This window comes from Streptomyces ruber (assembly GCF_014648075.1).
Lineage (GTDB): Bacteria > Actinomycetota > Actinomycetes > Streptomycetales > Streptomycetaceae > Streptomyces > Streptomyces ruber.
In genome coordinates this window covers 1-24794 of the sequence record NZ_BMQK01000031.1, presented here as the reverse complement: position 1 = coordinate 24794, position 24794 = coordinate 1, and the positions used below count along the sequence as shown (strand labels likewise).

Annotated in this window: 18 protein-coding genes and 5 pseudogenes; 10 read left to right on the top strand and 13 right to left on the bottom strand. The window is 69.1% G+C overall.

The annotated features are described in order from the left end of the window. Positions 1-4: 4 nt before the first annotated feature. The 4 genes and pseudogenes from IEZ04_RS33605 to IEZ04_RS36145 all read right to left on the bottom strand — a co-directional run bounded on the left by IEZ04_RS33605 (position 5) and on the right by IEZ04_RS36145 (position 3550). A complete protein-coding gene (locus IEZ04_RS33605; RefSeq protein WP_189220773.1) occupies positions 5-1237 on the bottom strand; it encodes a hypothetical protein in 1233 nt (410 codons plus the stop codon). Beyond that, positions 1237-1512, bottom strand: coding sequence for a hypothetical protein (locus IEZ04_RS35505; protein WP_229821478.1), 276 nt, complete (start codon positions 1510-1512; stop codon positions 1237-1239). Before IEZ04_RS35505 ends, IEZ04_RS33605 begins: the two co-directional genes overlap by 1 nt. 130 nt (positions 1513-1642) lie before the next feature. Continuing rightward, positions 1643-1879 (bottom strand): annotated as a pseudogene (locus IEZ04_RS35500) (ATP-binding protein); the annotation flags it as partial. 148 nt (positions 1880-2027) lie between these two features. After that, positions 2028-3550, bottom strand: a pseudogene (locus IEZ04_RS36145) (transposase). Between the two features lie 657 nt (positions 3551-4207). On the opposite strand from IEZ04_RS36145, the pseudogene IEZ04_RS33590 reads away from it, so the two are divergent. From IEZ04_RS33590 to IEZ04_RS33580, 3 genes and pseudogenes are all read left to right on the top strand, one after another. After that, a pseudogene (locus tag IEZ04_RS33590) lies at positions 4208-5137 on the top strand (alpha/beta fold hydrolase). Positions 5138-5208: 71 nt separating this feature from the next. Continuing rightward, entirely contained in the window at positions 5209-5754 is a 546-nt protein-coding gene (locus IEZ04_RS33585) for a MarR family winged helix-turn-helix transcriptional regulator (RefSeq protein WP_189220772.1), read from the top strand. Further along, positions 5747-6595 carry an EamA family transporter gene (locus IEZ04_RS33580; RefSeq protein ID WP_189220771.1) on the top strand — a complete coding sequence of 283 codons (849 nt, stop codon included), beginning with the start codon at positions 5747-5749 and terminating at the stop codon, positions 6593-6595. Before IEZ04_RS33585 ends, IEZ04_RS33580 begins: the two co-directional genes overlap by 8 nt. A gap of 40 nt (positions 6596-6635) precedes the next feature. Here the strand turns inward: IEZ04_RS33580 and IEZ04_RS33575 are convergent, their stop codons facing one another. From IEZ04_RS33575 to IEZ04_RS33550, 6 genes are all read right to left on the bottom strand, one after another. Then, positions 6636-8072 carry a gamma-aminobutyraldehyde dehydrogenase gene (locus IEZ04_RS33575; protein WP_189220770.1) on the bottom strand — a complete coding sequence of 479 codons (1437 nt, stop codon included), beginning with the start codon at positions 8070-8072 and terminating at the stop codon, positions 6636-6638. Further along, positions 8069-8980, bottom strand: a complete 912-nt coding sequence (gene thpD, locus IEZ04_RS33570) for an ectoine hydroxylase (RefSeq protein ID WP_189220769.1) — start codon at positions 8978-8980, stop codon at positions 8069-8071. The genes IEZ04_RS33575 and thpD overlap by 4 nt, the downstream gene beginning before the upstream one ends. A gap of 18 nt (positions 8981-8998) precedes the next feature. Then, the gene (locus tag IEZ04_RS33565; protein ID WP_229821474.1) at positions 8999-10978 is read right to left on the bottom strand and encodes a primary-amine oxidase; all 1980 of its coding nucleotides are present in this window, start codon (positions 10976-10978) and stop codon (positions 8999-9001) included. 91 nt (positions 10979-11069) lie between these two features. Continuing rightward, positions 11070-11867, bottom strand: a complete 798-nt coding sequence (locus IEZ04_RS33560; RefSeq protein ID WP_189220768.1) for a thioesterase II family protein — start codon at positions 11865-11867, stop codon at positions 11070-11072. Then, the gene (locus IEZ04_RS33555; protein ID WP_189220767.1) at positions 11860-14889 is read right to left on the bottom strand and encodes an amino acid adenylation domain-containing protein; all 3030 of its coding nucleotides are present in this window, start codon (positions 14887-14889) and stop codon (positions 11860-11862) included. Before IEZ04_RS33555 ends, IEZ04_RS33560 begins: the two co-directional genes overlap by 8 nt. Before the next feature lies 1 nt (position 14890). After that, complete coding sequence (locus tag IEZ04_RS33550; RefSeq protein ID WP_189220766.1) at positions 14891-16051, bottom strand: acyl-CoA dehydrogenase family protein; 1161 nt, start codon at positions 16049-16051, stop codon at positions 14891-14893. A gap of 817 nt (positions 16052-16868) precedes the next feature. Between IEZ04_RS33550 and IEZ04_RS33545 the strand changes: the two genes are divergently transcribed. From IEZ04_RS33545 to IEZ04_RS33525, 6 genes and pseudogenes are all read left to right on the top strand, one after another. After that, positions 16869-18047, top strand: coding sequence for an arginine deiminase (locus tag IEZ04_RS33545; protein WP_229821473.1), 1179 nt, complete (start codon positions 16869-16871; stop codon positions 18045-18047). Positions 18048-18194: 147 nt separating this feature from the next. Beyond that, positions 18195-19049 carry a class I SAM-dependent methyltransferase gene (locus IEZ04_RS33540; protein ID WP_189220764.1) on the top strand — a complete coding sequence of 285 codons (855 nt, stop codon included), beginning with the start codon at positions 18195-18197 and terminating at the stop codon, positions 19047-19049. 313 nt (positions 19050-19362) lie between these two features. Then, positions 19363-19515: pseudogene (locus tag IEZ04_RS33535) on the top strand (IS30 family transposase); the annotation flags it as partial. Positions 19516-19667: 152 nt separating this feature from the next. Then, a pseudogene (locus tag IEZ04_RS35890) lies at positions 19668-19877 on the top strand (ISAs1 family transposase); the annotation flags it as partial. Positions 19878-19956: 79 nt separating this feature from the next. After that, positions 19957-20766, top strand: coding sequence for an ISAs1 family transposase (locus IEZ04_RS33530; protein WP_229821472.1), 810 nt, complete (start codon positions 19957-19959; stop codon positions 20764-20766). A 305-nt stretch (positions 20767-21071) separates the two neighbouring features. Further along, positions 21072-21290 (top strand): hypothetical protein, encoded by a 219-nt coding sequence (locus tag IEZ04_RS33525; protein WP_229821479.1) that lies wholly within the window; start codon positions 21072-21074, stop codon positions 21288-21290. A gap of 151 nt (positions 21291-21441) precedes the next feature. Here the strand turns inward: IEZ04_RS33525 and IEZ04_RS33520 are convergent, their stop codons facing one another. After that, on the bottom strand, positions 21442-21858 hold the full coding sequence (locus IEZ04_RS33520) for a hypothetical protein (RefSeq protein WP_229821471.1): 417 nt from the start codon (positions 21856-21858) through the stop codon (positions 21442-21444). A 240-nt stretch (positions 21859-22098) separates the two neighbouring features. Between IEZ04_RS33520 and IEZ04_RS33515 the strand changes: the two genes are divergently transcribed. Next, on the top strand, positions 22099-22374 hold the full coding sequence (locus tag IEZ04_RS33515) for a hypothetical protein (RefSeq protein ID WP_189220762.1): 276 nt from the start codon (positions 22099-22101) through the stop codon (positions 22372-22374). 8 nt (positions 22375-22382) lie between these two features. Here the strand turns inward: IEZ04_RS33515 and IEZ04_RS33510 are convergent, their stop codons facing one another. Both IEZ04_RS33510 and IEZ04_RS33505 read right to left on the bottom strand, forming a co-directional pair. Next, positions 22383-23981, bottom strand: a complete 1599-nt coding sequence (locus IEZ04_RS33510) for an ISL3 family transposase (protein WP_189220761.1) — start codon at positions 23979-23981, stop codon at positions 22383-22385. Between the two features lie 152 nt (positions 23982-24133). Beyond that, positions 24134-24661 carry a hypothetical protein gene (locus tag IEZ04_RS33505; RefSeq protein ID WP_229821470.1) on the bottom strand — a complete coding sequence of 176 codons (528 nt, stop codon included), beginning with the start codon at positions 24659-24661 and terminating at the stop codon, positions 24134-24136. Between the last annotated feature and the right edge of the window lie 133 nt (positions 24662-24794).

Below are 24794 nucleotides of genomic sequence, written 5' to 3'. Positions count from 1 at the left end.
TTCACTACTGGGACAGCTCCCATGCCCAGCGTGGGGGCTGGAGTCCGGGCAGACCGTAGTCGGGCGGCAGCCATCCCTTCTTCCTCCTGTCGATGGTCTTCTGGGTGCGGGGCGGCGGGTACGGGCACCCGTGCATCCGCTCGGGGCCAGGTGCAGCCCATGGGCGCCGGTAGTGGACCGTGCAGACGGGCCAGACGGTCTTCTCCGGCGGTTTCGGAGCTGGTTTCGCTGTCTTCCGGGGCCGACGGGGCTTGGGGCGAGGTGGCTGGGGCGGACGTAGCCTGCAACTCTCGGCGAAGGCGGTCAGGGACGGCAGGCCGGTGTTGTCCAGCGGATCGGTGAAGAGGGGGCCGTTGGTGCCCGCCTCGATCCTCCAGAGGAAGGCTGCGGCCCGCAGCAGGGGTCGGGCCCAGGCGGGGACGTGATGGGTCATGCAGCCCCGGCGAAGCCCATGGTCGTGGAGCGTGACGGCCGTACCGTCTGGGGCCAGGTCGTGGACGTGGAGGGTATCGAGCTGGGTGGTGGAAGCCGCGGTGAACACCGCCGTGGCCAGTTGGGCGGCCAGATACGGATGCGCGGTGGCCCGGTGAAGCCGCCAGGCGACCTCCGTCGCGGTGAGGGAGGGCATGACCGGCGGGAAGAAGTCCCGTTCCGCTGCCATGGGCGCAGCGCACTGGCAGGGGTTGGCCGGATCCTCGTCGACGGTCAGGGTGGTCAGAGCCGGCAGGCCGATCCAGCGGTTCGCCAGCGGGCGCAGCGGCCCGGGTGCGGAGAGCTCGGCCTCGGGCAGCAGGGCAGAAGCCTCGGCGGTCGTGTGTTCCACCTGCCGCAGTTCACGTTCCAGGAACGCCCGCATGGCGCGGTGGTGGCAGACGAGGACCAGCCGGACCCCGGTGCGCCGGCGCAGGGCGAGCAGGTTCTTGAAGCGGTGCGGGGTCAGCAGGTGGGCTCGGAGGAGGGTGAGGTGGGTGATGGGGGTGGCGAGGATCCAGGCGGCGGCGACCGACCAGGCCGGGGCCGGGTCGATCCGGTGGCAGACACCCAGGGGAACGGGCTTGCCCAGGGCGGCGAGGATGTCGTAGGCGAGCGCGATGACGGAGCCGGCGCCCGGGGTGGAGTGCACGGTAATGCGTCCGTCGTGCGGGGCGTGGGAGGCCAGGGCCGCGCGGGTGTGGACCACGTCGTCGTAGGGGTCCAGGACCACGGTGACCGGGGGCGGGTTCGGGCAGTGGAGCATCAGGCCGCCGTGCGGTGGCCCAGCTTGCTGTAGGCCCAGCGCAGCAAGTCCTCGTCCACGCCTCTGCGTCCGGACTCCTTCATCCCGACGGTGAGATGGTGGGTGATCTTCGCCCAGGCCCGGAAGTTCCCGCGAGCCGCTTCCTGATCGCACAAGGCGATCAGATCGGGGTCCGCGTCGGTCCAGATCGGGTGGAAGGCCGGGACGACGGCCAGGACCTCGTCCAGCGGCATCCGGTCGATCTCCTGCCACGCATACACGCGAGACTCCGGCATCGGCTCGCTCTGCAGCATCTCGAAACAGCCGTTGCCACCGGTGAAGACGATCGTTGAGATCGGAACCGGTGTCATCCCAGAGGTGGCGCAGGTATTCGAAGCACAACTTGGACAGCCACTGGGCCTCATCACAGACCAGGACGTGCGGCTCCTCCAGCACGCCGCGCAGCATGCGGTCGAACTCGATCGCATGCGCCGGCGGACGGCCCTGCAGGCCAAGGGCGTGAAACAGCTCGTGGCGCAGGTCCCGGGTCGAGGGGCGCGCGCGGAACCGGATCCGGCGCGTGTGCTTCGGCGCGAGCTCGCGCAGCGAGGCGTTGACCGCGAAGGACTTGCCGTTGCCCGCCTGCCCGTAGATGCAGATCATCGCCTTCGCCTCGATCGCGGCCCGGAGGTTCTCCCGAGCCGTGAGCAGTGCCCGCGTGGAGACGGTCTGGGCGCCGGGCAGGCGCATGAAGTGATCCTCCCGTTCCCCGGGCAGACGTCCCTTGCGTTCAGCGGTAGCCATCCGGATCTCACTCCTCGGTGTGCGAAGCGGGTGTGGTGCCGGTTGCGTCGTCTGACGCCGGGGGCTGCGGCGCGGCATCCGGGCGCGGCCGGGTGGCGGGGGCGGGGCGTGGGCGGGCCCAGCCTGCGGGCGGGTCCCGGGGCGGGATCAGGTCCGGCAGCGCGCGGGCCGCCAGATCGGTCGCCTTCGCGCGGGCGATCTCCGCCCGGGCCTGCCCGCCGGTGACCACGTGCCGCGGACGGGGAGCATCCGGTGTGGTCGTGGCCGTGTAGCGGGTGCGGCGCAGCTTCTCCGCCGCCTTCAAGTCGGCCTTCAGCGCGCGGGTCTTCTGCTCCCTGACCGAGGCGAGTGCCCTGCGCTGCTCGAGCGTCGCTTCCTCGGCCAGGTAGGCGGTCCCCAGGTGGCGGCCGGGCGGCTCGGTGGAGAAGACCTCGATCTGTCCGTCGTAGTGCGGCAGGTACCGCAGCCGGATGCGTGTGCCGGCGTGGCCGACCATCCATGGCGCGATGTAGAAGCGGCGCCGCCACCTGACCCCGCTCGTCGCAATCTTCCGCACCCTGCCGTCGTCCTCCAGGGCGAAGAACGCCAGTTGCTCCTCGGGGACGTCCTCGACCGGGGTCGGGTCCGCCTCCCACGCCGCCAGCGGGGTCAGCCCCGACGCAAGGCCCGAGGGCTGGTGCTCGGTGTTCCACCAGCGCACCCAGCCCAGCAGCACCTCGACGAAGTCCGCGAAGGAGAGCAGATCGCCCGCCTCGTCGGGGCGATGGGCGCCCGCCGGGCGGGCGCGGCGGGTGTAGCCGGGAAGGGAGACCAGGAGCATCTCCTCCACCGCACCGTTCAGCGCCTCCACCGTGCCCTTGCGGTAGGGCTTGTAGGCCGGCAGATCATCTACCGGGACAGCGAAACCGCCCAGAGCCCGCGACACAGCCTTGGACAGGAAGTCCCTTGCCACGGTCCACCCGCACCCGCCCAGGCAGACCACCGAACGGCCCGTAAGGCCTGGCACGGCTGATCCGGCGTGCGCAGCGCCGCCAGCACCGCGTCACGCCCCGGCTCATGCCCAGTGACCGCCACCCCCACGATCACCTTCGACGCGACATCGATGAACCACGTCACCCACGGACACACCGCCCGCCCCTCGACCTCCACCCGTACCGGGATCCGCTTGTGATCACCCTCCCAGCACGCGTTGCGGTACGTCGGCGGCCGCTTCCCGAACACGTCATGACGCCGGCGGCCCGCCTCACCCGTACGCAGCCCCGCCCGCTCCCCCACCGACAGATCCCGCACCACCGCACGATGAAGCACCGAGAGAGAAGGAACCGGACCAGACGAAGGATCTTCCGCCGCCCGAGCAGCAAGCTCACGGTGAACCGCAGACACGTTCCCGCCCCACATCACGAGTAGATCGCGGATCTCCCGCGTCACCCTGAAACGGGGCCGCGGCCGCGGCCCCGTCCGGCCCTCGCGGCGCGCTACGGACAGCCAGTTCCACACCGTGCGCTCCGATACGTCCAACGCCGAAGCCATCAAACGCACGTGAGCCGTACTTAACTCGCCTTGCTCGTCCAGGGCCAGCAACCGGGCAACCGCAGCCCCACGACCCGCCCCGCGCGGCAACACCGCACCCCAACAGCCGGAGCTCTCCTCCCCGCTCACCAACCCGCCCTCCGACGCCCGCCCCTGTTCAGCGCAGGCTGTCCAGTCAGAAGCCGTACAAGCAGACACGTCGAACCCCATCACCCCGACGGGTGACACCAGCAGAGCCGAAACCGCGATGTTCCTTGACCGCCCTGAAGAACAGCACCACACCGGGCACACACTGAACGACCAGCCACTTTGCTCCCAGCGCCCGGCCCTACACGCTCAGCCCCACCCTTCACCACAATTCGGCGGCAGCCTTCAGCACCCAAACAGCACACACATTCCAGCGAACTCAACAAAACACCAGCTCAGACGCACTGAAAGCGAAACACCGAACCACTGAAACCTCAACGCCGAACATCACGGGAACGTCCACGCTGCTTCCCCGCGGGCGCGGCCTCGGCGGCTCGTCGGCCATCACTGGCCGCATCGACACGACCGACTCGTGCTGGCCCGCACCGGCGTGGCCCGACCCACGAAAGCCCGTGTGGACACCGCACTTCGGGGCAGGCGAGCCGAGATGTCCGGGGCGTGGGAGGGAACGTGTTCGACGGCTTCGAGCTGACGCGGTGCGAAGGGGACGGCGCTCGCCTGCGGGTGCGCCACGGCGGTGACGGTCCGGCGGTGCTGCTCCTGCACGGTCACCCGCGCACGCACGCGACCTGGCATCGCGTCGCCCCGCTGCTATTCGCGGCCGGTCACACGGTGGTCTGCCCCGACCTGCGCGGCTACGGCCGGTCCGACAAGCCCCCGACCGACCCCGAGCACCGCCCGTACTCCAAACGCGCCATGGCCGGGGACTGCCTGGCGGTCATGCGCCGCCTCGGGCACGAGCGGTTCGCCGTCGTCGGGCACGACCGGGGTGCGTAAGTGGCCACCCGCCTCGCCCTGGACCACCCGGAAGCGGTGTCCGCCGTCAGCGTCCTGGACGCCGTCCCCATCGGAGAGGCACTGCGTCGCTGTGACACGACCTTCGCCGCGAGCTGGTGGCACTGGTTCTTCCTCGGACAGACCGACAAGCCCGCCGAACGCATCATCAACGCCGACCCCGACGCCTGGTACAAGGCCACGTCCCAGCAGATGGGCGCCGAGGCGTACGAGGACTACCACCGCGCCATCCATGACCCGGCCACCGTGCACGCCATGTGCGAGGACTACCGTGCCGGTCTCGGTGTCGACCGGGAACACGACGACACCGACCGTCGGGCCGGACGACGCATCACCTGTCCGTTGCAGGTGCTGTGGGCCACCCGCGACGACATGGTCGACCTCTACAGCGACGTACTGCACGTGTGGCGGGAGTGGGCGGGCGACCGGCTGGACGGCGGTCCGATCGACTCCGGACACCACATCGCCGAGGAGGCGCCCGAGGCGCTCGTCGCCGCCCTCCGCGAGTTCTGGGCGAACACCGAAGGGCTCAACTCTCGCGCGGAGCACACAGGCGGCCACCTCGAACGCCGACCGGCCGACTGAAGCGTCCGACAGTGGACATCGGTGGACTACACGTGGGGTTTGCGGCACTCCAGGGGGGTTACGCATGAGTCATGCATGCCGAGTTACGTGCAGCGAATCTCCTGGGGGCCGCCTCGCTGACGCTCAGCGACGTGCTGGTGGCCGGGGCGACCACGGCGGCCGGCACCAGTTCGAGCGGGGCTGCCGCGCTGGTGGTGCTGTCCACGGATGCCGGCCTGAGCGTGACCGAACTGGGGCGGCGGGTGGGACTGAGCCAGTCCGCGGCGGCCCGCATGGTCGAGGGACTGGAAGAGAAGGGACTGTTGCGCAAAGAGGCCAGTTGGAGAGGGTGGGTCCGGCTCCAGCTCACCGACCTGGGCGCCCAGGCGGCGCGCAGCCTTCTCGCATCACGGGGTGACGTGCTGCGACAGGCCCTGCACCACCTCGACGACCGTGAGCAGGAGCAGCTCGGCCGGTTGCTGGAGAAGCTTCTGACGGGTCTGTACCGGCGGCCCGGTGACGCCGAACGCATCTGTCGACTGTGCGACCGGTGCGTGTGCGTCCGGGGCGGTGCCCTCTGCCCGGTAGGACGGGCGGACCGGGACCGCCGGGTGAGCGACGAGCGTGACCATGGGTGAACTGCTCGCTCTGCTGTCCGCCCTGTGTTTCGGCGTCACGCACTTCGTCAACGGCGTGGTCTCCCGCAGGCACGACGGGCTGACCGTGGCGCTCCATGCCCAACTGGGCGGTACCGCACTCGGCTTGAGCCTGGCCCTTTTCATGGGCGGCGGATCCGCCACGCTCGCGGACTACGGGTGGGGAGCCCTGTCGGGAGTGGGGACGGGAGTGGGAGTGGCCTTCCTGTACCGGGCGATGTCGACGGGGGCGATGAGCGTGGTCGTCCCGGTCAGCGACGTCGGGGCCGTGGCGCTCCCGGTCCTGGTCGGGGTGTGTGTCCTCGGGGAACGTCCGGCGCTCCCCGCATGGGTGGGGATCGCCGCCGTCCTTCCGGCGCTGTGGCTGGTCTCGCAGAGTTCCCCCGAACCCGGCGACGAGCGGCAGGGGGCGGTGTCCGCGGGGGTGCCCAGTGCCCTGGTCGCCAGCCTGGGGTTCGGTGTGCAGTTCCTGGCCATGGCGCAGGTGGGCACGGACAGCGGCTTGTGGCCGGTGGTGCTGAGCCGGGTGGTCTCCGTCGCGGTCATCGCCGCGGTCCTGGGGTCCTACGGTGCTGGCTGGGAGCTGACGGGACGGCCGTGGGCCGCGACCGTGGCGGCCGGTGCCCTGGGCACACTCGCGATCGTGCTGTACCTGGAGGCCACCAGGCAACAGCTCATGGCCGTCGCCACCGTGCTCTCCGCCCTCTACCCCGCCATCCCCGTCGTCCTCGCCCTGGTGCTCCTGAGGGAACGTCTGAACCGCCGGCAGGCCGCCGGTCTGGTATTTGCGGCGCTCGCCATCGGGTTCATCGCGCTGCGATGAACCCGATGGCCCCGCGTCTCGACGGGGTCGGCGGGCGCGGCTACGGCCCGAGGTAGGTCATGACGTGCTTGACCCGGGTGTAGTCCTCCAGGCTGTAGGCCGAGAGGTCCTTGCCGTAGCCGGAGTGCTTGAACCCGCCGTGCGGCATCTCGGCGGCGACCGGGATGTGACAGTTGATCCAGACACAGCCCGCGTCGATCCTCCTGGCCATGGTCATCGCGCGTCGGTGGTCCCGTGTCCAGACCGAGGACGCGAGACCGTACCGTACGCCGTTGGCCAGGCGGAGGGCTTCCTCGTCATCACCGGACGGCTGGAGGGTGATGACCGGCCCGAAGATCTCCTCCTGGACGGCCCGGTCCTCCTGCCGCAGGCCCGTCACCACGGTGGGCTGGTGGAAGTACCCCTGCCCCGGCAGGGCCTCGCCCCCGGTGATCACCTGGGCGTGCGTGGGGAGGTCCCGGAGGTGGTCCTGGACCCGGGACAGCTGCACGGCGCTGTTCAGCGGGCCGAAGAAGACCGTCGGGTCGTCGGGGGCACCGGTGGTGAGGCCTTTGACCTCCTGTGCGAGCAGCGCCGCGAACTCGTCGTGCACGGACCGGTCCACGACGACCCGGCAGGCCGAGGCACAGTCCTGTCCGGCGTTGAACAGGGCCGCCTGGGCGATGCCCCGGGCCGCGCGGACCAGATCGGCGTCGGCGGCCACCACGACCGGCGCCTTGCCGCCCAGCTCCAGATGCAGGCGTTTGACATCCGCGGCGGCGGCCCCGGCCACCTCGGTCCCCGCGCGGACGCTGCCGGTGACCGACACCATGGCCGGCACGGGATGCCGTACCAGCCGGCGCCCCGTCTCCCGGGAGCCGCAGACGACGTTCAGCACGCCGTCCGGCAGGAACTCGGCGGCCAGTTCGGCGAGCATCAGCGTCGTCAGAGGTGTGGTGTCGGAGGGCTTCAGTACCACCGTGTTGCCCGCCGCCACGGCGGGCGCGAACTTCCACACGGCCATCATCAGAGGGTAGTTCCATGGCGTGACCTGCGCACATGCACCCAGTGGCTCGCGGCGCACGAACGATGTGTGCTCTGCGATGTACTCCCCCGCCGACTTGCCCTCGAGGAAGCGCGCGGCTCCCGCGAAGAAGCGGATCTGGTCGATCATCGGGCCCATTTCCTCGGCCGCCGTGACGTGCAGAGGCTTGCCCGTGTGCATCGCCTCCGCGCGGACGAACTCGTCGGCGCGGCGCTCCAGAGCGTCGGCTATGCGCGTCAGACAGAGCTGCCGCTCCGACGGAGCGACGTCCCGCCATTTCTCGAACGCGGTGTGTGCGGTGGTGAGGGCCAGATCGACGTCCGCGTCCCCGGACACGGGTGCGCTGCCGGTGACCCGGCCGGTCGACGGGTCGGTCAGGTCGAGCGTCTCCTCGGTCAGGGCCTGGCGATACCGTCCGCCGATGAAGTTCCGCAGTGTCTCCTGCCTGGTCACCGTCCCCACCTCGGCACAGGTGTGAAGTCACGGCTGGCGATGTACGTCGGCCGCGGCGCGGGGGCACCGAAAGGGGTGCCGAGGACGTTGTCGACGCTGTTGAAGACGATGAAGATGTTGGACCGCGGGTAGGGCGTGATGTTGCCGTTCGACCCGTGCATGCAGTTGGAGTCGAAGAAGGTGGCCGATCCGGGAGGACCAGTGAACTGCTCGATGCCGCCCGCGTCATGGGCGAGTCCGCGCACCGAGTCCTGATCCGGCATCCCGACGGCGACCGAGTGCGTGCGCAGGGAGTTGCGATGGTGGTCGTGCGGTGTCCGGCCCACGCACGGCACGAAGGTGCGGTGGGAACCAGGGATGATCATCAGGCTGCCGTTGTAGGGGTAGTTCTCGGTGAGGGCGATGGAGACGCTCACCGCGCGCGGCGTCGGCATGCCGTCCTCCGCGTGCCAGGTCTCGAAGTCGGAGTGCCAGTAGAAGGGGCCCCCGCCGAAGCCCGGCTTGTAGTTGACGCGGCTCTGATGGACGTACACCTCGGAGCCGAGCATCTGGCGGGCCGGTCCGGCCACCCGGGGGTCGGCGGTCAGGCGGGCGAAGACCTCGCTGATGCGGTGTACCTCGAAGACCGAGCGGACCTCCTGCGACTTCTCCTCGATGACGGTGCGCTCGTCCTCGCGCAGGACGGGGTCGTTCGCCAGACGCGCCGCTTCTCCTTGGAAGACCTCGATCTCCTGCCGGGTGAGCAGGGAGTCCTCGGCGTGATAGCCGAGCCGGGCGAACGCGTCCAGCTGATCGGCGGCCAGCGGGCCCTGCTCGGCCGTGCCCCAGACCGTGGGATCCTCGCGCACCATGGCGGGAGCGGGATGCAGCAGACGAGTGGGGTAACGGTCGGTCAGCGTGGTGCTCATGATGCCGGTGCCTTTCGTCTAGAAGGGGTTCTGGTCGTGGCAGGCCGCGGTGGTGCCGCATCCGTTCGGCGCGGGCAGGTCCAGGGCGGGGTTGCCGTCGAAGAATCCGTTGGGGCGCAGGGCGAAGCCGGTGCTCACCACGGGCATGGCGGGCCAGTCCTCAGGGCGCACGACGTGGTGCTCCCCGAACGTGTGCCACACCACCACGTCCGTGTCGGCCAGCGGCCGGTCCTGTCGTACGAAGGCGGGCAGGCCCTCGCCGCCGCGGCTCTGGTTGGGGTAGTCACCGGCCGCGTAGAACTGTGTGGGGTCGTACGCGGTCACCCACAGGTGTCCGTAGCAGAAGCGTGCCCGCTCCCATGCCTGGCTGCCCTCGGGTTGCATCGGCAGGAGGCCCGAGCCGGGTACCAGTTTGTAGCCCACGGGCTCCCCCAGGCCGTTGCGCCGCCGGGGATTGACGATGTTCCAGAACCGGCCGGTGGCGGCCTGCGCGGTGCGTTGCTGTGCCTGCCGCTCGCACGCCAGCAGCCGGTTCCGGGTGCGCCAGGCGTTGGCGTGCGGATTGTCCTCGTCCACCGGGAGCGGTACGGAGTCGACCTCGTAGACGGAATTGTGCGGGCCGTCGATGGCCATGTCGAGGCGCATGGAGAAGAAGTGCTGGTGATGGGGGCCGTAGAGGCCGGGGGCGAGGGCGGCGCCGTACGGCGGGCACTCCCCCGTGAAGGCGCCGGTGGAGACCATGCCGGTGAGCTTGACCTCGAACTTGATCGTCCCATCCAGGTAGAGGTACCAGAAGTAGCCGTACTGGTAGTTGCCCAGGACGGCGAAGGACGAGATGACCAGCCGGCGTTGCCGCCTGGTCACCACCTTGCCCGTGCGGAAGTCGGTGTGCTTCCAGGCGATGTTCATGTCCTCTTCGTGCATGCACACGGCGTTGGGCAGCGTCACGGGTTCGCCGTCCTGGTCGTGCACCACGGCGTCGAAGTAGTGGATCTCGCCCAGGCAGTCGCAGCCCAGTTCCAGTGCGTTCACCATGAATCCGGCGCCGTACTCGCCCTCGTCGAAGGCGTTCTTGCGGTAGTGGGTGAAGCCCGGGTCACCGTAGGGGGTGTACATCTCGGCCAGCGAGGCGCGGTGCAGGATCGACCGTATCCGGCCCTGGTCCTGGTATCCCACCTGGTGCAGCACGAGGCCCTCGCGCACGGTGAAACCGATGCGGAAGTGCCATTTCTGCCACTGCACCGCGTAACCGTCCACGGTGAAGCTCGGTCCCTCGGGCTGTGTGATGTCGATCGGTTTGAGGTCCTGGCGCTCCTCCACCACCGCCGGCCAGTTGCCGTCGGAGGTGCGCACCGCCGGGTCGTAGTTCCCCGACAGCGGGGGCAGCGGCACGGTCCCCTTGTCGGTCACCTCGAGCACTTCCATGGTGTCGAGGTCGATCAGCGCCACGAGGTTTTCCACGGGGCGGGCGTATCCGTTGTCCTCCGGGAAGGCGCGTACGAAGGTCAGCGGGCAGGCCAGCCGGCGTCCGGAGGCGTCGTCCAGTTCCCCGGTGTAGCCGGTGGGCCAGGCGTCCACCATGGCCAGGGAGAAGTCCTCCACGCCACGGCGGCGCATCGCCCGCTGCCAGCGGGCGTCGGCGCGTACGGCGGCGTCGCACTGGGCGAACTCCTCCTCCGTGATGGCCGTCTGCACGCCCGGCAGGTAGCGCCAGTCGACGACCTTCGCCTCGTCCAGGGAGACGACGGCTTCGTAGGAACGGCGTCGCTTGCGGTCGCGCAGCACCATGAAGATCTCCCTGGGGAGCGCCTTCCGGCCGTCATGGTGCAACAGGAGCTGTTTGTCCGGTTCCTGGAGGGAGATCATCACGAAGCGGGTGTCGGCCGTGAAATCCCGTTGGGTCTTCACCACCTTCACCGCCTGGCGGATCTCCTGCGGGGTCAGCGGGGCCAGGGGGTGAGGGACGGTGGATGTCTCGCGGGTCGACATGGTGGTCATTGGTCCTCCGTGAGCCAAGGGGGAGTTCGGTGTCGGTAAGCCAAGGGGGGACGGTGCCGGAAAGCCAGGGAGGAACGCGGCCGGGTGCCCGTCAGCGCCGTACCGCCCGCTCTGCGTGTGCCGCCGCCTCCTGCAAGTCCTCTCGCAGGGCCCGCAGGAGAGGCTGTCGGGCGTCGTCGAGGTAGAAGTGGTCGCCGGCGAACAGGCGGTGCCGGACCGGACGCACCTGGGTGACCCGGTCCCACCCCGTCAGCTGTGCGCGGGGCACGCTGGTGTCCGCATCGCCCGCGTACACGGCCACGGGACAGTCGAGCGGGACGGCGGCCGCGTGCGCGTACGTCTCGGCGGCGGTGAAGTCCGCGCGCAGGACGGGGAGCATGACACGGATGAGTTCGGGCTCGTCGAGGGCGGCGTGGGGGACGCCGCCGAGGCGGACGACCTCGGTGAGGAACTCCTCGTCGGGCAGGGTGTGGCAGGCGCGCGCCGTCTCCGCCGCCCGGTGGGGAGGCGCGCTGCCGGAGACGATCAGCAGGGCGGGCGGGTGGTGCGCCTCGCTCAGGACGCGTGCCGTCTCGTAGGCCAGTACGGCACCCAGACTGTGCCCGAAGAAGGCGTACGGAACGGGAGGCTCGTGGTCGGACAGGATCGGCCGGAGGCCCGCTGCGGCAGCCCGCGCCAGTCGCCGCAGATCCGTGTACGGCGGCTCGGCGTACCTGCTGTCCCGGCCCGGCAGGACGACGGGCAGGACCTCCACGTCCGGAGCGAGCGCCGCCGCCCACGGCCGGTAGGCGAGGGTGCCCCCGCCGGCCTGCGGGAAGCACACCAGGCGGATCCGGCGGACGTCGCGCGCCGCGCCGGAGCGCACCACCCACTCGTCCGGGTCAGTCATGGTCGCCTCCCTCCTCGTCACCTGGCCGCTCGTGTACCACATTGACCAGGTCCCGGACGGTTGGCGCGGCGAGGAACTCCTCCAGGCGGATGTCGAGACCGCACTCCGCACGTGCGCGCGACACGAAGCGGGCGGCGTGCAGTGAACTCCCCCCGGCGGCGAAGAAGTCGTCGGTCGGGCCCAGGCTCTCCACGCCGAGCACACGGGTGGCCAGTGCCGTCAGGTCGCGTTCCTCAGGGCTGCCGCCGAGCGTCGTGCCGCCGTCCTCCGGGGCGGCCCGCGTCGTACGGACCGGCGGCAGAGCGGCGTGGTCGATCTTCCCGTTCGGTGTCGTGGGCAGGGAGCCGACGACGGCGAGTGCGGCGGGGACCATGTACTCGGGCAGTGAGGAGCGGGCGTGGCGCAACAGCCCGTCGACGGTGGGCACGCTGGCGGGGGCGGGGACGACGTGGGCCTCGATACGTCCGTTCATGACCCGGACCACCGCTGTCCGCACTTCTGGGTGCCGCTCCAGGGTGCACCGGATCTCGTCCAGCTCGATCCGGTGGCCGCGTACTTTGACCTGCCCGTCCGACCTGCCGATGAAGTGCAGTACTCCGTCCCGGCCCATACGGACCATGTCACCGGTGCGATAGAGCCGACCCTGGGGCCGGGAGGTGAACGGATCGGGCACGAAGCGCTCCGCGGTGAGGTCCGGCCGGTTGCGGTAGCCGCGGGCGACGCCCGCCCCTCCCACGTACAGCTCACCGGGATACCCCGGTGGAACGACCGCACCCGCCTCGTCGAGCACATGGACGCTGACATTGGCCAGGGGACTGCCGACGGGGATCGGCGACAGGGTCTCCTGCGGCCGGCAGTGCCAGGACGTCACATCGATGGTGCACTCGCTGGGGCCGTAGAAGTTGTGGAGCTCGGCCGACGACCCGAGAGCGTGGAAGCGTCGGCACAGCTCGGGGGAGAGGGTCTCCCCTCCGCAGAAGACGTAGCGCAGACCGGGGACGTCCGTGAGCGCCGGCTGCCGCTCCTCCAGCAGCACGTCCAGCAGGGAGGGCACGCAGGCGAGGACGGACACGCCGCTGTGGCGCATCTCCCGCAGCAGCCGGTGCGGATCACGTGAGAGGTTCGGGGCCCCCACGACGAGAGTCGCCCCTGAGATCAGCGGGGTGAAGATCTCCCACACCGAGATGTCGAAACTCAGCGACGTGTGGTGCAGTACCGCGTCGCCCGGTCCCAGAGGAAAGGTCTCGGCGTCCCACTGCAGGCGGTTGGCCAGGCTGCGGTGCTCCACCTCGACCCCCTTAGGCGTCCCGGTGGACCCCGAGGTGTAGATCAGGTAGGCGAGGGAGTCGGGGCGGGCGCGCGCCGTGGCCGCTTCGGTGTGGGCCGGGCCGGGCGAGGACCGCAGCTGGTCCCGTGTCAGGACGGGGGCCGGCAGGTCCGGGAGCCCGCCGTTCGGCTGCTGATCGGTGACGACGACGCCGCATTCGCTGTCGTGCACCATGAAGGCGATGCGCTCCGGTGGATAACCGGGATCCAGTGGGAGGTAGCACGCTCCCGCCTTGAGGACGGCGAGTACGGCCACGACGGTGTCGGCGCCGTGTTCCATGTGGAGGCCGACGGTGTCGTCGGTGCCGATGCCCTGCCTCCGCAGCGCGTGTGCGAACCGCTCGGCCCGGGCGTCCAGCTCCCGGTACGTGATCTCGTCCGTCGCCGTACGCAGTGCCACCGCCTCGGGGTGGCGTGCGGCGGCCCGCTCGACCATCTCGTGTACGCACGAGCCGGACGGGAGGGCCTCGCCGGTGACCCGGACGGCTGCCGGTGTCCGTCGCCGCGCCAGCTGCCGGGGGTGGGCGCTGCGGCGCGGGCCGATGCCCCGCAGCAGGTCGCTGTCTTCCGTCGGTGTCGTCGACGTCCGGGCACGCGGCCGCGTCCCCAGCCCGAGTCGGACCGCCTCGGCCAGGAGCAGGCGGTAGCCGACGGCCACCGACTGACCGTCCTGCAGCCCCGAGGCCCCGTGGACGTGCACAGCGTGCTGCACGCACTCGCACAGCAAGGGCCACACGGCGTCGGTCACCGCGGTCGCGTCGGCGTCGATGGCGGCGAAGTCCGCGGCGAACGCGGCGCCCCGCGGCCGCCCGAGGACGCACTCGTCGAGCCTGAGCAGCTGGGCGTGGTTCTCCATCCGCAGCGCCTCCAGCCGCGTCCGCTGCGTGGCCAGCGGAAACGACACCGCCTGCCGCGTTCCGATGGGCTGGCCGAACTGCCGCCGGGTGCGGGCGCGACCGATGGCCACCTCGACCGCGGTCAGCGCCATGCCGAGGAGGTGCGCGTTGCGCAACAGCGTGGTGGAGGCCCACAGGGAGGCCGCCGGCGCACGGAACACCTCTGCGGCGGCTGCGTCCGGGAGCACTTCCCACAGGTCCCCGCCCGGGGTGGGGCGGCGGACGGCGTCGTCGGCCGTCGCCTCGACACCACGGACCTGATCGGGCGATCCGGGCACCGGCAGGAGCACGAAGCGGGGCAGGCTTTCGGTGAAGCGGCAGGCCGTCTGCCGCCTCCCGTCCGAAGGATGCGCCTTTTCGGCCGAGAGCTGCTGCTGCCTGACGGCCGGGACTTGCTGATTCCCTACCGAGATCCGCTGCTCCCCCGCTGAGACCTGCTGCTCCTCGTGCGCCGGGGCGGACCTGTGCACCTGCGCGGGGGTGACCAGGCCGATGGCGGACGTGCCGTCCAGGACGGAGGCGACTTCGTGCGGTGCGGCGGCGGCGAGGACCGGCAGGGCGACGACCGTGTCGATGACGTCGCTCGGCGCCCAGATCCGCCCGAGTTGCTCGGCCAGCAAGGCTGTCTCGGCCCACATGAGGCCCAGACCGCCGTCGTCCACGCTCAGACACAGAGTGGTCCATCCCTGACCTGCCAGAGCACCACGGGTGCTCGCCGCAGTCGCACAGGTGCCCGGGGAGGTCAGAACCTCGGCGAACTCGTGGACGAGTTGCTGCTGCCATTCGGTCAGATTCGGCATGTCAGTTCCGCTCCTCCCACAGATCGCCACCGTCCAGGAGATCGGTGGCCACGGTGGTCAACTGGATCTCCGACGTGCCGGCGGCCAAGGTCAGCCCGGGGGCCTCCCGAGCCGCCAGAGCCAGGTCGGGGAAGTACGCATCCCGGTCGGCTGCCGGACCGAGCAACTCCCAGGCCAGCCATGCCACGCGCTGGGCCAGCTCACTGGTCCACCATTTGGCCGCCGCTGCCGCCGCAGCGTTCAGACCGCCTTCGGCCACCCCCTGTACGGCCCGCCACGCCAGCAGCCGACCGGAGCGGATCTCGACGTCCAGGCGCCCCAGCGCGTGTTCGTCCTCGGCCCGTTCCAGTTCTCCGCGCGCACGGAGGCCGACGACGAGCTGGTCGAACCACCGCCGGGCCCGGCCGGCGAAACAGATGCCCGTCCGTTCCAGTCCCAGCGCCTCGGCCAGCAGGGACCATCCCTGGCCCGGCTTCCCCACCAGTGCGTCGGACGGAAGGACGACGTCGTCGAACCGGACGGAGAAGAACTGTTCCGGATTGAACGTGGGAAGCGGCTCGACGTGCACGCGCGGGTGGTCCAACGGCACGATGAACAAGCCGGTAGCGGCGTACGAGTGGTCACCATGGCCCTGAGTGCGCGCCGCGCAGATACCGAACTGCGCGCGGGACGTGCGGGCGTTCCAGGTCTTCGTTCCCGTGATGCGCCAACTGTCGCCCACTGGTTCGGCAGTCGTCGTCATGCCACCCAGGTCGCTCCCCGCTCGGGGCTCGGTGAACAGCACGGAGAACACGATGTCTCCCGCTGCCATACCCGGGCAGTACCGGCGCCGCTGCTCCTCGCTCCCGGCCGCCAGGATCGTGGCTCCGGCGTTGTCGATCGTGTTCACGCGCACACTGTCCGGGACACCGTGCAGAGCGAATTCCTCCGCTGTCACCGCAGCGGCGTACGCACTGCTCCCCAGCCCGCCGTACTCCCGCGGCCAGTGCGGTGCCAGCCAGCCGCGCGCCCCCAGCTCCTTGTACACCGTCTCGGCATGAGGGCATTCCTCGTGAGAAGGCGTCGCCCATATGCGTGCCAGTTCCTCACGCATGTCCGGCCGGGCCAGCAGATCTCGAATTCCATCACGTAATTCGCCATCACGTGATTCGGGCTCGCCCACAACTAAACCATCAGACACAGGATCTCCGTCTCGGAGCCGTCTTGGAGCTGTCTTTGCGCTGAGAAATGATGCCGCACGAGAAGGCAGGCGCACACCGTGGAGGTGAGTCCGTCATGCACACTGCTCGGACATGCTCGCGGCATGTGACGACACTGACCTGGGTCTACCCCAGCGGTGATCCCAGTGTGAGAGGAGCAGCCACGTCGATGTCAACCCCCGCGATCTCTCTCGGATTGCGGCGCGAAGATCGACGACAGGCCCTTCCCAATACGAGAATTTTAAACGAGTGAGTTCTCGCCTCATCACTCGACGAGTGCGCCACGTATCTTTTCAATCTCCCTACATCTCCGCTCTCTTGCAGGTCAGAATATCTATCGGCACAGTCGTACGAGGCCGGGGCGCCGACCGACCGTTGACAGCTACATGGACCTGTTCCTACGGTTACATCTCGAGCGGACGTCGGCTGCTTACTTCCCTCAGGTCACAAGTGGTCGCCCGGCAGTTGCGGTACCGCCCGTCGGCCCTGCCGATTCGCAGTCGGCCGCTACCTCCCTCGGTCGCCATTCCTCGCGAGAATCCCGGGCCGGTCCGGCGCCCATGGAAGCGACCACTCACAGGAACAGCGCAATCCACCCACCGATCCGGCTCTCTCCAGAAGGTGGTCATGAAGCGCTCTTCGGCAGCCTTTCCCGCCCCCCTTCACCACCCCCTGCCCCCGCCTCTGACGACAGTCGGGCTCTGCCGTGACGGCCCGCCACACCTCGACGCGCATCACCGCGCATTCCGTGGGACTCAGGTCGACAGCGAGGTGGGAACCTTGCGCAGGGTCCTCACCCACCGGCCGGGCCGGGAATTACGGCGACTGCTCCCGGACAACCACGCCGATCTCCTGTTCGACGAGATTCCCTGGCTCGAAGCGGCACAGGCCGAACACGACCGATTCACCGGGCTCCTCCACGAGAACGGCGTCGACACCGTGGAACTGTCGTCGGTGCTGACCGCCGCCCTCGGTGCCCCGGATGTGTGCCGGCGAATCGCTTCGGCCGCCATGCGCCCACAGCATCTCGGCCGGACCGTCGCCGCTTCCCTGTACGACCTGCTGAACTCCGCCACCGCGGCGCAGCGCACCGAACTCCTGCTCAGCGGAGTGACGATGGGAGAATTGACTGCGCACTCACCCCTCGGTGTCAGCAGCTCCCTCGGCTTCAAAAGCCGGCCCGCGGACTGGTTCGTCCTGCCACCGCTGGTGAACTCCATGTTCGTCCGCGACAGCAGCAGTTGGATCGGCGATCGGTACAGCGCCAATTCCATGGCGAGCGGAACGCGCGCAATGGAGGGCCGATTGCTGAGCGCCGCAGCCGACGCCGCGGGTGCTCAGCGCATCGGGGACCGGGAGCCCTTCGAATCCGCCGCCCTGGAGGGGGGAGATCTCCTCCTGGCAGGAGCCGGATGCGTGGTGATCGGAGTCGGCGAACGGACAACGGCTGCCGCTGCCGAGCAGACGGCCCAGTCCCTGCTGAGTTCCGGCTTGGCCACTCATGTCTTCGCCGTCCTCCTGCCCGACGAGCGTCAGTGCATGCACCTCGACACCCTCATGACGATGGTCGACCAGGAAAGCTTCCTGGTCAGTGGAGTACACCGCGACCGGTGCCACTGGTTCTCCCTGAAACTGAACGCCGACAGCACGGTGCGAGCCGACAGCCTGGAGAACCCTTTCACGGCTCTCGCCACTGCCCTCGGGTTGAGCGGTATTCGCCTGATCGAAACCGGTGACGACGAGTTCACCATGCGACGAGAGCAGTGGAGCGATGCCGCCAATGTGCTCGCGCTCCGCCCGGGAACGGTCATCGCCTACGACCGGAACACCATGGCCAATGACCGGCTCAGCGCGGCCGGCATCACCGTCCTCACCATCCCGAGCGGGGAACTGGTACGCGGCAGGGGCGGTCCGCATTGCCTTTCGTGCCCGCTGGTACGCGATCCCCTCACGATCTGAGCAACGCCACGTCAGTTCCGCGCACTCTGCCGTGGGACACAGCAGTGCCACATAGCCGTGACGCACAGCCATGGCGCATAGCCGTGGAAGAGCACTCACCGCGCCTACAGCCTCCGCTTCAATCCATCAGCGAAAGAAGGAATCAGCATGACGACCTACGACCAGCGGGCCGGCTTCATCCACACCGATCACCACCCCGAGGAGGAGAAGGCCACAGTCAAGTCGGTCTACCAGCAGGTCGCCAACGAGTACGACGAGCGCATACCCGGTCTCGGCCCCAGTGACGACATGTTCACCCAGTCGGAGCGCGACTTCCTAATAGAGGCTATTCGCTCCGGTGAGAAGGTCCTCGACATCGGATGCGGCACCGGCCGGTTCACCGTACCCATGGCCGAGAAGGGCGCGGAGGTCAGCGGACTCGACATCTCGCGTCCCATGCTGGACGTCGCCTCGCGCAAGCTGGCCGAGCGCGGCCTGACCGCGGATCTGCGCGAGGGCGACATGGCCCGCCTGCCCTTCCCGGACGCTTCCTTCGACACCGTCACCAGCATGCTGGCCCTGATGCACGTCCCCCTCGAGGACAGGCAGGCCGTGTTCGGTGAGGTCGCCCGTGTGCTCCGCCCCGGTGGCAGGATGCTGTTGGGCGTGAAGAACTCCGTCTTCGAGGAGATGTTCACCGGCGACCGGTTCGCCTCGGTCGACGTCACCGACGTAGCGGGCAAACAGCTCCTCTTCACCCAGACCCGCAGCGGAGAGGAGTACGTCGCCCCCTGGTACAGCTTCAGTCCGCGGGACCTCACCACTCTCTTCGCCACCGTCGGGATGACGGTCACCCGGCTGCGCGGCAACTCACCTCTCGCCGTCTGGCTGGCCGACGAGGTGCTGCGGGACGAGTCGGTCAGGGCTTTTGTCAGCAAGACCGAGCGCTTCCTCGCCGAGGTACCTCCCTTCAACCACTTCGGCTATCACCTCTTGGCCGAGGCGACGAAGCCCAGGGCGTAACCGGGACGGAGCGGCCGGCCTCTGCCCTTCTCGACGGGGCAGAGGCCGGCCGCCGACCTGTTGCGCCGCCGGCCCGGTGCGATGCCGGCGATGCCTCGTCCGACGGTGACGGAGTTCCGGGAAGGGAGATGTCGCCCTTTGACCGATGCTCAGTCGCGTGTGCTTGTATGTACCACATTGAGCTGGACAACAGGGGGCGACTACAGCATCCAGCGCGGCCGGCCCAACCCCGACGGCCGACTCTTCGGACAAGTCACTTCCCGGACCCGCCGGACCCGAGCCTACGCCAACTCCTCAACCAGGTCGACAAACACAGAGGCACCCGAAGGGCACCGATCTCTCCCGGTGGTCGTCCACGGACCTCGAAGCCGTCGCCATAGCGATCAACAACCGGCCCCGCAAAATCCTAGGCTGGCGGACGCCGGCCGAAGTCTTCGAAGAGCAGCTACGCTCGCTGCAACAGTCCCAGGGGCCGTTGCATGATCGCGATCCGTCCGGAACGTCGTGCTGGTCCGGCCTTGGGGCGGACGCCCCGGTTCAGGCAGGGTGCAGACGCAGTGCAGGCACGGTCTCAGTGATCATGTGAGTGTCGAAGTCCCATGAACACCTGGCGAGTCCGTGCCTGCACCTGCATCTTCCCTCACGCCCACCGCGCTGGACCAACTGGGCCGGACCGCCGCGCCGGTCCCGCTGGCGGACGCGGTCGCGCTGTCCGGTTTCCTGGATCTGGTGCCCGACCCGCGAGGCGCCCGTGGCCGCCGCTACCGGCTGTCCGCCCTGGTCGCCGCGGCCGCTGCCAGTGTCCTGGCCGGCGCGCGCTCGCTCACCGCGATCACGGAATGGATCAGCGACGTCCCGGCGTGGGCCTGCCGGGTACTCGGCTTCCCCGCCGACCCGCTCCGGCACCGTGTCCGTCCCGCATCCTCACACCCTGTGCCGTCTCCTCGTCCGGCTCGACGGCGACGCCCTGGACCGGGCGATCGGCGCCTTCCTCACCGCCCGCGCCGCCCCGGCCGGCCCCTCCCTGCGGGCGATCGCCGTCGACAGCAAGGCCCTGCGCGGCTCGCGCACCCACGCCACCGGGCACATCACCCTGCTCGCCGCGATGGACCACTCCGGTCACGTCCTGGCCCAGCGCCAGGTCGCCGACAAGAGCAACGAAATACCCGCCTTCCGGCCCCTGCTGGACAGCGTCAACCTGACCGGCACGGTCATCACCGCCGACGCGCTGCACACCCAGCACGCCCACGGCACCTACCTCCGCGCGCGCGGTGCCCACTACATCGCCCAGGTCAAGGCCAACCATCCCAGCCTCTTCGACCGCGTCCGCCGCCTGCCCTGGCACGAGATCACGCTCGACCACCACGACCGCACCCGGGCCCACCACCGCCTGGAGATCCGGCGGCTGAAGACCGCCGCCTTCGCCCACCTCGACTACCCCGACGCGGCCCAGGCCCTGCAAGTCGTGCGCTGGAGGAAGGACCTCACCAGCGGCAAGCTCACCATCGAGCGCGTCCACCTGATCACCAGCCTGCCGCCCGGCGCGGTCACCGGCGCCCAGCTCGCCGACTGGATCCGAGGCCACTGGAAGATCGAAAACCTTCTGCACCACGTCCGCGACCGCACGTTCCGCGAGGACGACTCCAAGGTCCATGCCGGTCATCTCCCACGCATCATGGCCGGCCTGCGCAACCTCGCCATCGGCGTCCACCGCTAGGACGGCCACACCGACATCGCCGCCGCCCTACGTCACACCGCCCGCGACTGGCGAAGGCCCCTGACCGCCCTCGGCATCACCGGATAAATCCGGGCAGACCTCGATCATGCAAGGGACCCTGGGCAGGCGGCACGGTCGGGTTGTGGGATGGCCCGGCGTCGCGGGCAGGGGCGGCAGGACATTGGATCAGGGTGGGAACCTCGAACTGTTCGTCGACCGGGAGCTGGCAGACGAGCACACCACATCGGTGTCTGTGGCCGGGCCGCTGGACGTGGAGGCGGTCCACCCGGCTGAGCAAGACACTGATGCGTCTGCTGCTGCACGCGACTGATCACCAGGCCTTACGGCTGGACCTGTCCGGTGTCACCCGGTACGACCGCGACGGCCTGTTCATGCTGACGGGTTTGCACACCGTGCTGGGCGGGCTGGGCGTTGACTTCACGATCACCAAGCTGAGCGAGGCAGTGCAGGCCGGGATCACAGCCGAGGCCATGGAGCATCGGCTTCCCCTGCACCCGGAATGAGCCGGTACCTGTACCTGCCCTTCCTGCACCCGTCCGGGCAACTCCCACCAGCGACCGCTGCCGCCCGCCAGCCGGGCTGATCGTTCTCAAGGTCAGGGCCATCACCTTGGCCGTGCCCCGGCCAAAACCGCGGCCCTGAGCACGGGCCAACTCACCCGGCAGCGATCCGCGCAAGGCCGTCCTGGATCCGGCGGACGGCCTCCTCCGCCTCCGTGTATTCCTCAGGACTCGCAAGGACAGTGCCGAAGGTGCCGCCATGATCAGCAGGCAGGGAACGCCAGCGCAGAACCGGTTCCAGCGCGTGGATGGCACCGGAGGGGAACCAGGCCATGCGGCCGTGAGTGCGAGCGAGGGAGATCGCCAGAACGGCGAGCGATCCCCGCAGATGTTCGAGCCGGTCGATCTGCGGCAATGCCTCCTGGGCATCCGGAGGCCCGACAACTTCGCGCAGGCCGGCCTCAGTCTCACGAGCGAGAGCACGATCGCCCGGAGCCAGCTCCCATACCTGGTCACGGACCTGTTGCTCGGCTTCCTCGGCCAGCACCGCAACGATCCTCCGCATGTCCATGCAGCTCACTCCAATGAACGGGTCACCACTGTCCGACACGGCTTCGTTCTATTCCTGACCTGGCTCAATGACACACCGGGGGTCAAAAACAGGCACTTATCGGGAAGGAAGGTGTGGCGTGGCTCTGTACGCGAGAAGGGGCTCTGGTCCACTTTGTGTGGCCGTCTCACCGACAGTGATGTCAGTGGCATGTGCTGAGATGATTTCGCTCTGTCAGCCGTCTGTTGGGAGACCTTGTCGATGTCTGCGTACTCGTCGCTGACCCGTGCCCTGGCGCAGGCTCTGGTCGATGTCCTCTGGTTCGTTGAGGGGTGCGACGACGACCAGATGAACCAGGATGAGGCGGTCAAGGTCCTGGAGGGCGTTGCCCACCTGGTGACGCAGTTGTCGAGTGATCAGCGGATCGAGCTCATCGAACTGCTGCATTCGATGGCCGAGGAGGAGCCGAACCCATCTCGCCGCGAATTCCTGGAGGGCTTCCCCGCGGGGTTCGGCCTCGTCGAGGAAGACTCCTGACCTGCACCTTACTCATAGAGCAGGACCCGCTTTCGGAGGAGCTCGAACCCTGCGCGGCCGAACATTTGGCGCTTGAGCATCTTGATCCGGTTGACATGACCTTCCACGACGCCAGGGTTCCAGGGCAGCGTGAGGCCGGCGATGACGGCGTCGAGGTCGCGTTCGAGGTACTGGGCGAACCGGCTGAGGCTGGGCAGGTCGGCGGCGGCTCGGGCGGATTCGATCCACTCCGGCAGTCGCTCGCCCTGCAGATCGGTGACCATGCAGGCGAAGGAACGCACATGCTCGGCGAGCGCAGTCAGTTCAGGACAGCTGGCCAAGTGCGCCTTGAGCTGGATCCGGTCGCATTCCGGCAGGCTGTCGGGGCGGGTGAGGATCCAGCGTGTGATGGCGCGGGCCGATGGCGGGCGGGGGCCGACCGGTTGAGGCTTGCCGCGCAGGTGCCTGCTGACGTAGGCGCGGACGCTGGCATAGCTGCGGGGGTAGCCCTGTTCCTTGATCTCTTCCCATAGTTTCCAGGCGTTGGTGCAGCCTTCTTGCCAGCGCTGATGGAGATAGGGCTTGTAGGCGTCGAGCCTGGTCGGACGGTCTTGCCACTGCCCGGTGAACATCTCCTCCGGGGTGGTGGCCCGGGAGAAGCGCAGAATCGTGTTGAGCGTCATGCCGAGTTGCCGGGCGACGGACCGCTTGCTGTGTCCGGCGGCGAGGAGGGCGTGGATGGTGGCGTGCTTGGCGCGAGTGCGTTCGGCGAAGCGGTGCCCTGTCGGCCAGGGCGATGACGCGGCCGGTCCCGGCTCCTTCTGGGGCTCCTCCGGGTGTTCCGGCGTGGGGCGCAGGCAGCCGCGATGCCGGTAGACGCACTTCTCGGCAGCTTCGCCCAGGTTGTGCCAGAGGTGCCATCGGTCGGCAACTTGGAGGGCCTGCGGGGCGCCGCGGGCGGCTCCGTCGGCGAAGAATGGGGCGCGGTCCCGACAGACGATCTCGATGCCGGGCCGCTCGGCGAGCCAGGCCGCGAGCGTGTCCGCCTCCCGGTCGGGGAGCAGGTCGATCGGACGACGTGTCTCGACGTCGACGAGCACAGTTCCGTAAATCTGTCCTTTGCGCTGGGCGTATTCGTCCACACCGACCACGCGGGGCGTGGCGGTGGGCGGATCCGGGAGCGAGGCGATCAGTCTCAGCAGGGTGTCGCGGCTGACCGGTGTCCCGAAGGCGTCCGCCAGGCGGGCCCCGGCCCGGCCCGCGAGCGCCAGTCCGACCGAGATGAGCGTGGATCGCAGCCGTTCCGTCCGCCGGCCGAACCGGCGGGTGAGCCCCGGTACCTGTTCGGCGAAGGTCTTGCGCGGACAGGAACCGTCCGTGCAGACGAACCGGCGCACCCTCAATGCCACCACGACGGACTTGCCCGCCGTCGGCAGATCATGGGGAAACCGCAGATAGGAGCCGTGTATGCGCTCCGACAGGCGCCCACAGCCCGGGCAGGCGGCCTGCCGGGCCGTACTCAGGGCCTCCACCCGGACGGCCATGTCGGTCGTCTCGACCGACTCCACCAGCACGTTCTCCAGCGAGGAGAACAGCAACTCTTCAAGTTGCGGCCGTACTTCGTTCACGGCGCAGCACTGTCGGCCACGCCGTCCACCGGCCGGGCGATATCCGGGCTATCTCAGACACCCTCACGATGAGATCGGCAGTGACGCTACGTACGCGACCACACGAAGTGGACCAGAGCCACGACTCGTGAATAAAGCCACCCCTTCCTCCCCTAACCGTAAAGGCCCTGCCTCACATCGCCGGTGACGTAGGTGATGGTGAGCGGGTCGTCCTCCTCAGCGCTGACCTCGACGCCGGTGTACTTCAGGCGGTCGAACCACATGAGCAGGGTGGCGATCTCGCTGTTGGTAAGCACGTGCACCCAGCCGCGGGTGAAGAACTCGACCGGGATCTCGATATACGGCTCGGTGTCGTCGGCGGCGGTGTACGGAATGGCCGAGCTGACGGTGCTGGCCCCGTTCTCACACAGGAGCTGCAAACCAGTGCTGAAACGGCCAGGTCCGGTGATGGCCCGTACGAGCGCCATCGACTCCAGCGTCTTCAATGCCTGCGTTATCTGGCGTCGGCGGTTGACGTCCTCGGACGCCAGCTGGATGCCGGGACCGGCGTGTTGGCTGATGGAGGCCGACAAGCTCATCCATGACACCGGGTGCTTCGCCGTCGACTCCACGGGATAGGGGGCGCCCCACTGCTTGCCAGGCCCCACGGCGCACTGCGCGGCGTACAGCATCGTCAGCATGAGCCGGAGCTGGAGTCCCTTGGGGTGACCATGCGGGTGAAGCTTCCGACTTGTATGTGCCGGTAGCGGAGCACGTCGGGTTGGCCGCCCGTAGCGTCTCCGTAGGACGCCGGACCGGATGGCTCGTGAAGCT

Excerpts from the sequence above, each read along its gene's own strand:
- IEZ04_RS33585 (WP_189220772.1), top strand. The coding sequence starts at position 5,209 with ATGCATGCCGAGTTACGTGCAGCGAATCTCCTGGGGGCCGCCTCGCTG.
- IEZ04_RS33520 (WP_229821471.1), bottom strand. The coding sequence starts at position 21,858 with ATGGACATGCGGAGGATCGTTGCGGTGCTGGCCGAGGAAGCCGAGCAA.
- IEZ04_RS33580 (WP_189220771.1), top strand. The coding sequence starts at position 5,747 with ATGGGTGAACTGCTCGCTCTGCTGTCCGCCCTGTGTTTCGGCGTCACG.
- IEZ04_RS33505 (WP_229821470.1), bottom strand. The coding sequence starts at position 24,661 with ATGCTGACGATGCTGTACGCCGCGCAGTGCGCCGTGGGGCCTGGCAAG.
- IEZ04_RS33515 (WP_189220762.1), top strand. The coding sequence starts at position 22,099 with ATGTCTGCGTACTCGTCGCTGACCCGTGCCCTGGCGCAGGCTCTGGTC.
- IEZ04_RS33605 (WP_189220773.1), bottom strand. The coding sequence starts at position 1,237 with ATGCTCCACTGCCCGAACCCGCCCCCGGTCACCGTGGTCCTGGACCCC.
- IEZ04_RS33560 (WP_189220768.1), bottom strand. The coding sequence starts at position 11,867 with ATGACTGACCCGGACGAGTGGGTGGTGCGCTCCGGCGCGGCGCGCGAC.
- thpD (WP_189220769.1), bottom strand. The coding sequence starts at position 8,980 with ATGAGCACCACGCTGACCGACCGTTACCCCACTCGTCTGCTGCATCCC.
- IEZ04_RS33555 (WP_189220767.1), bottom strand. The coding sequence starts at position 14,889 with ATGCCGAATCTGACCGAATGGCAGCAGCAACTCGTCCACGAGTTCGCC.
- IEZ04_RS33525 (WP_229821479.1), top strand. The coding sequence starts at position 21,072 with ATGCGTCTGCTGCTGCACGCGACTGATCACCAGGCCTTACGGCTGGAC.
- IEZ04_RS33540 (WP_189220764.1), top strand. The coding sequence starts at position 18,195 with ATGACGACCTACGACCAGCGGGCCGGCTTCATCCACACCGATCACCAC.
- IEZ04_RS33565 (WP_229821474.1), bottom strand. The coding sequence starts at position 10,978 with ATGACCACCATGTCGACCCGCGAGACATCCACCGTCCCTCACCCCCTG.
- IEZ04_RS35505 (WP_229821478.1), bottom strand. The coding sequence starts at position 1,512 with ATGCCGGAGTCTCGCGTGTATGCGTGGCAGGAGATCGACCGGATGCCG.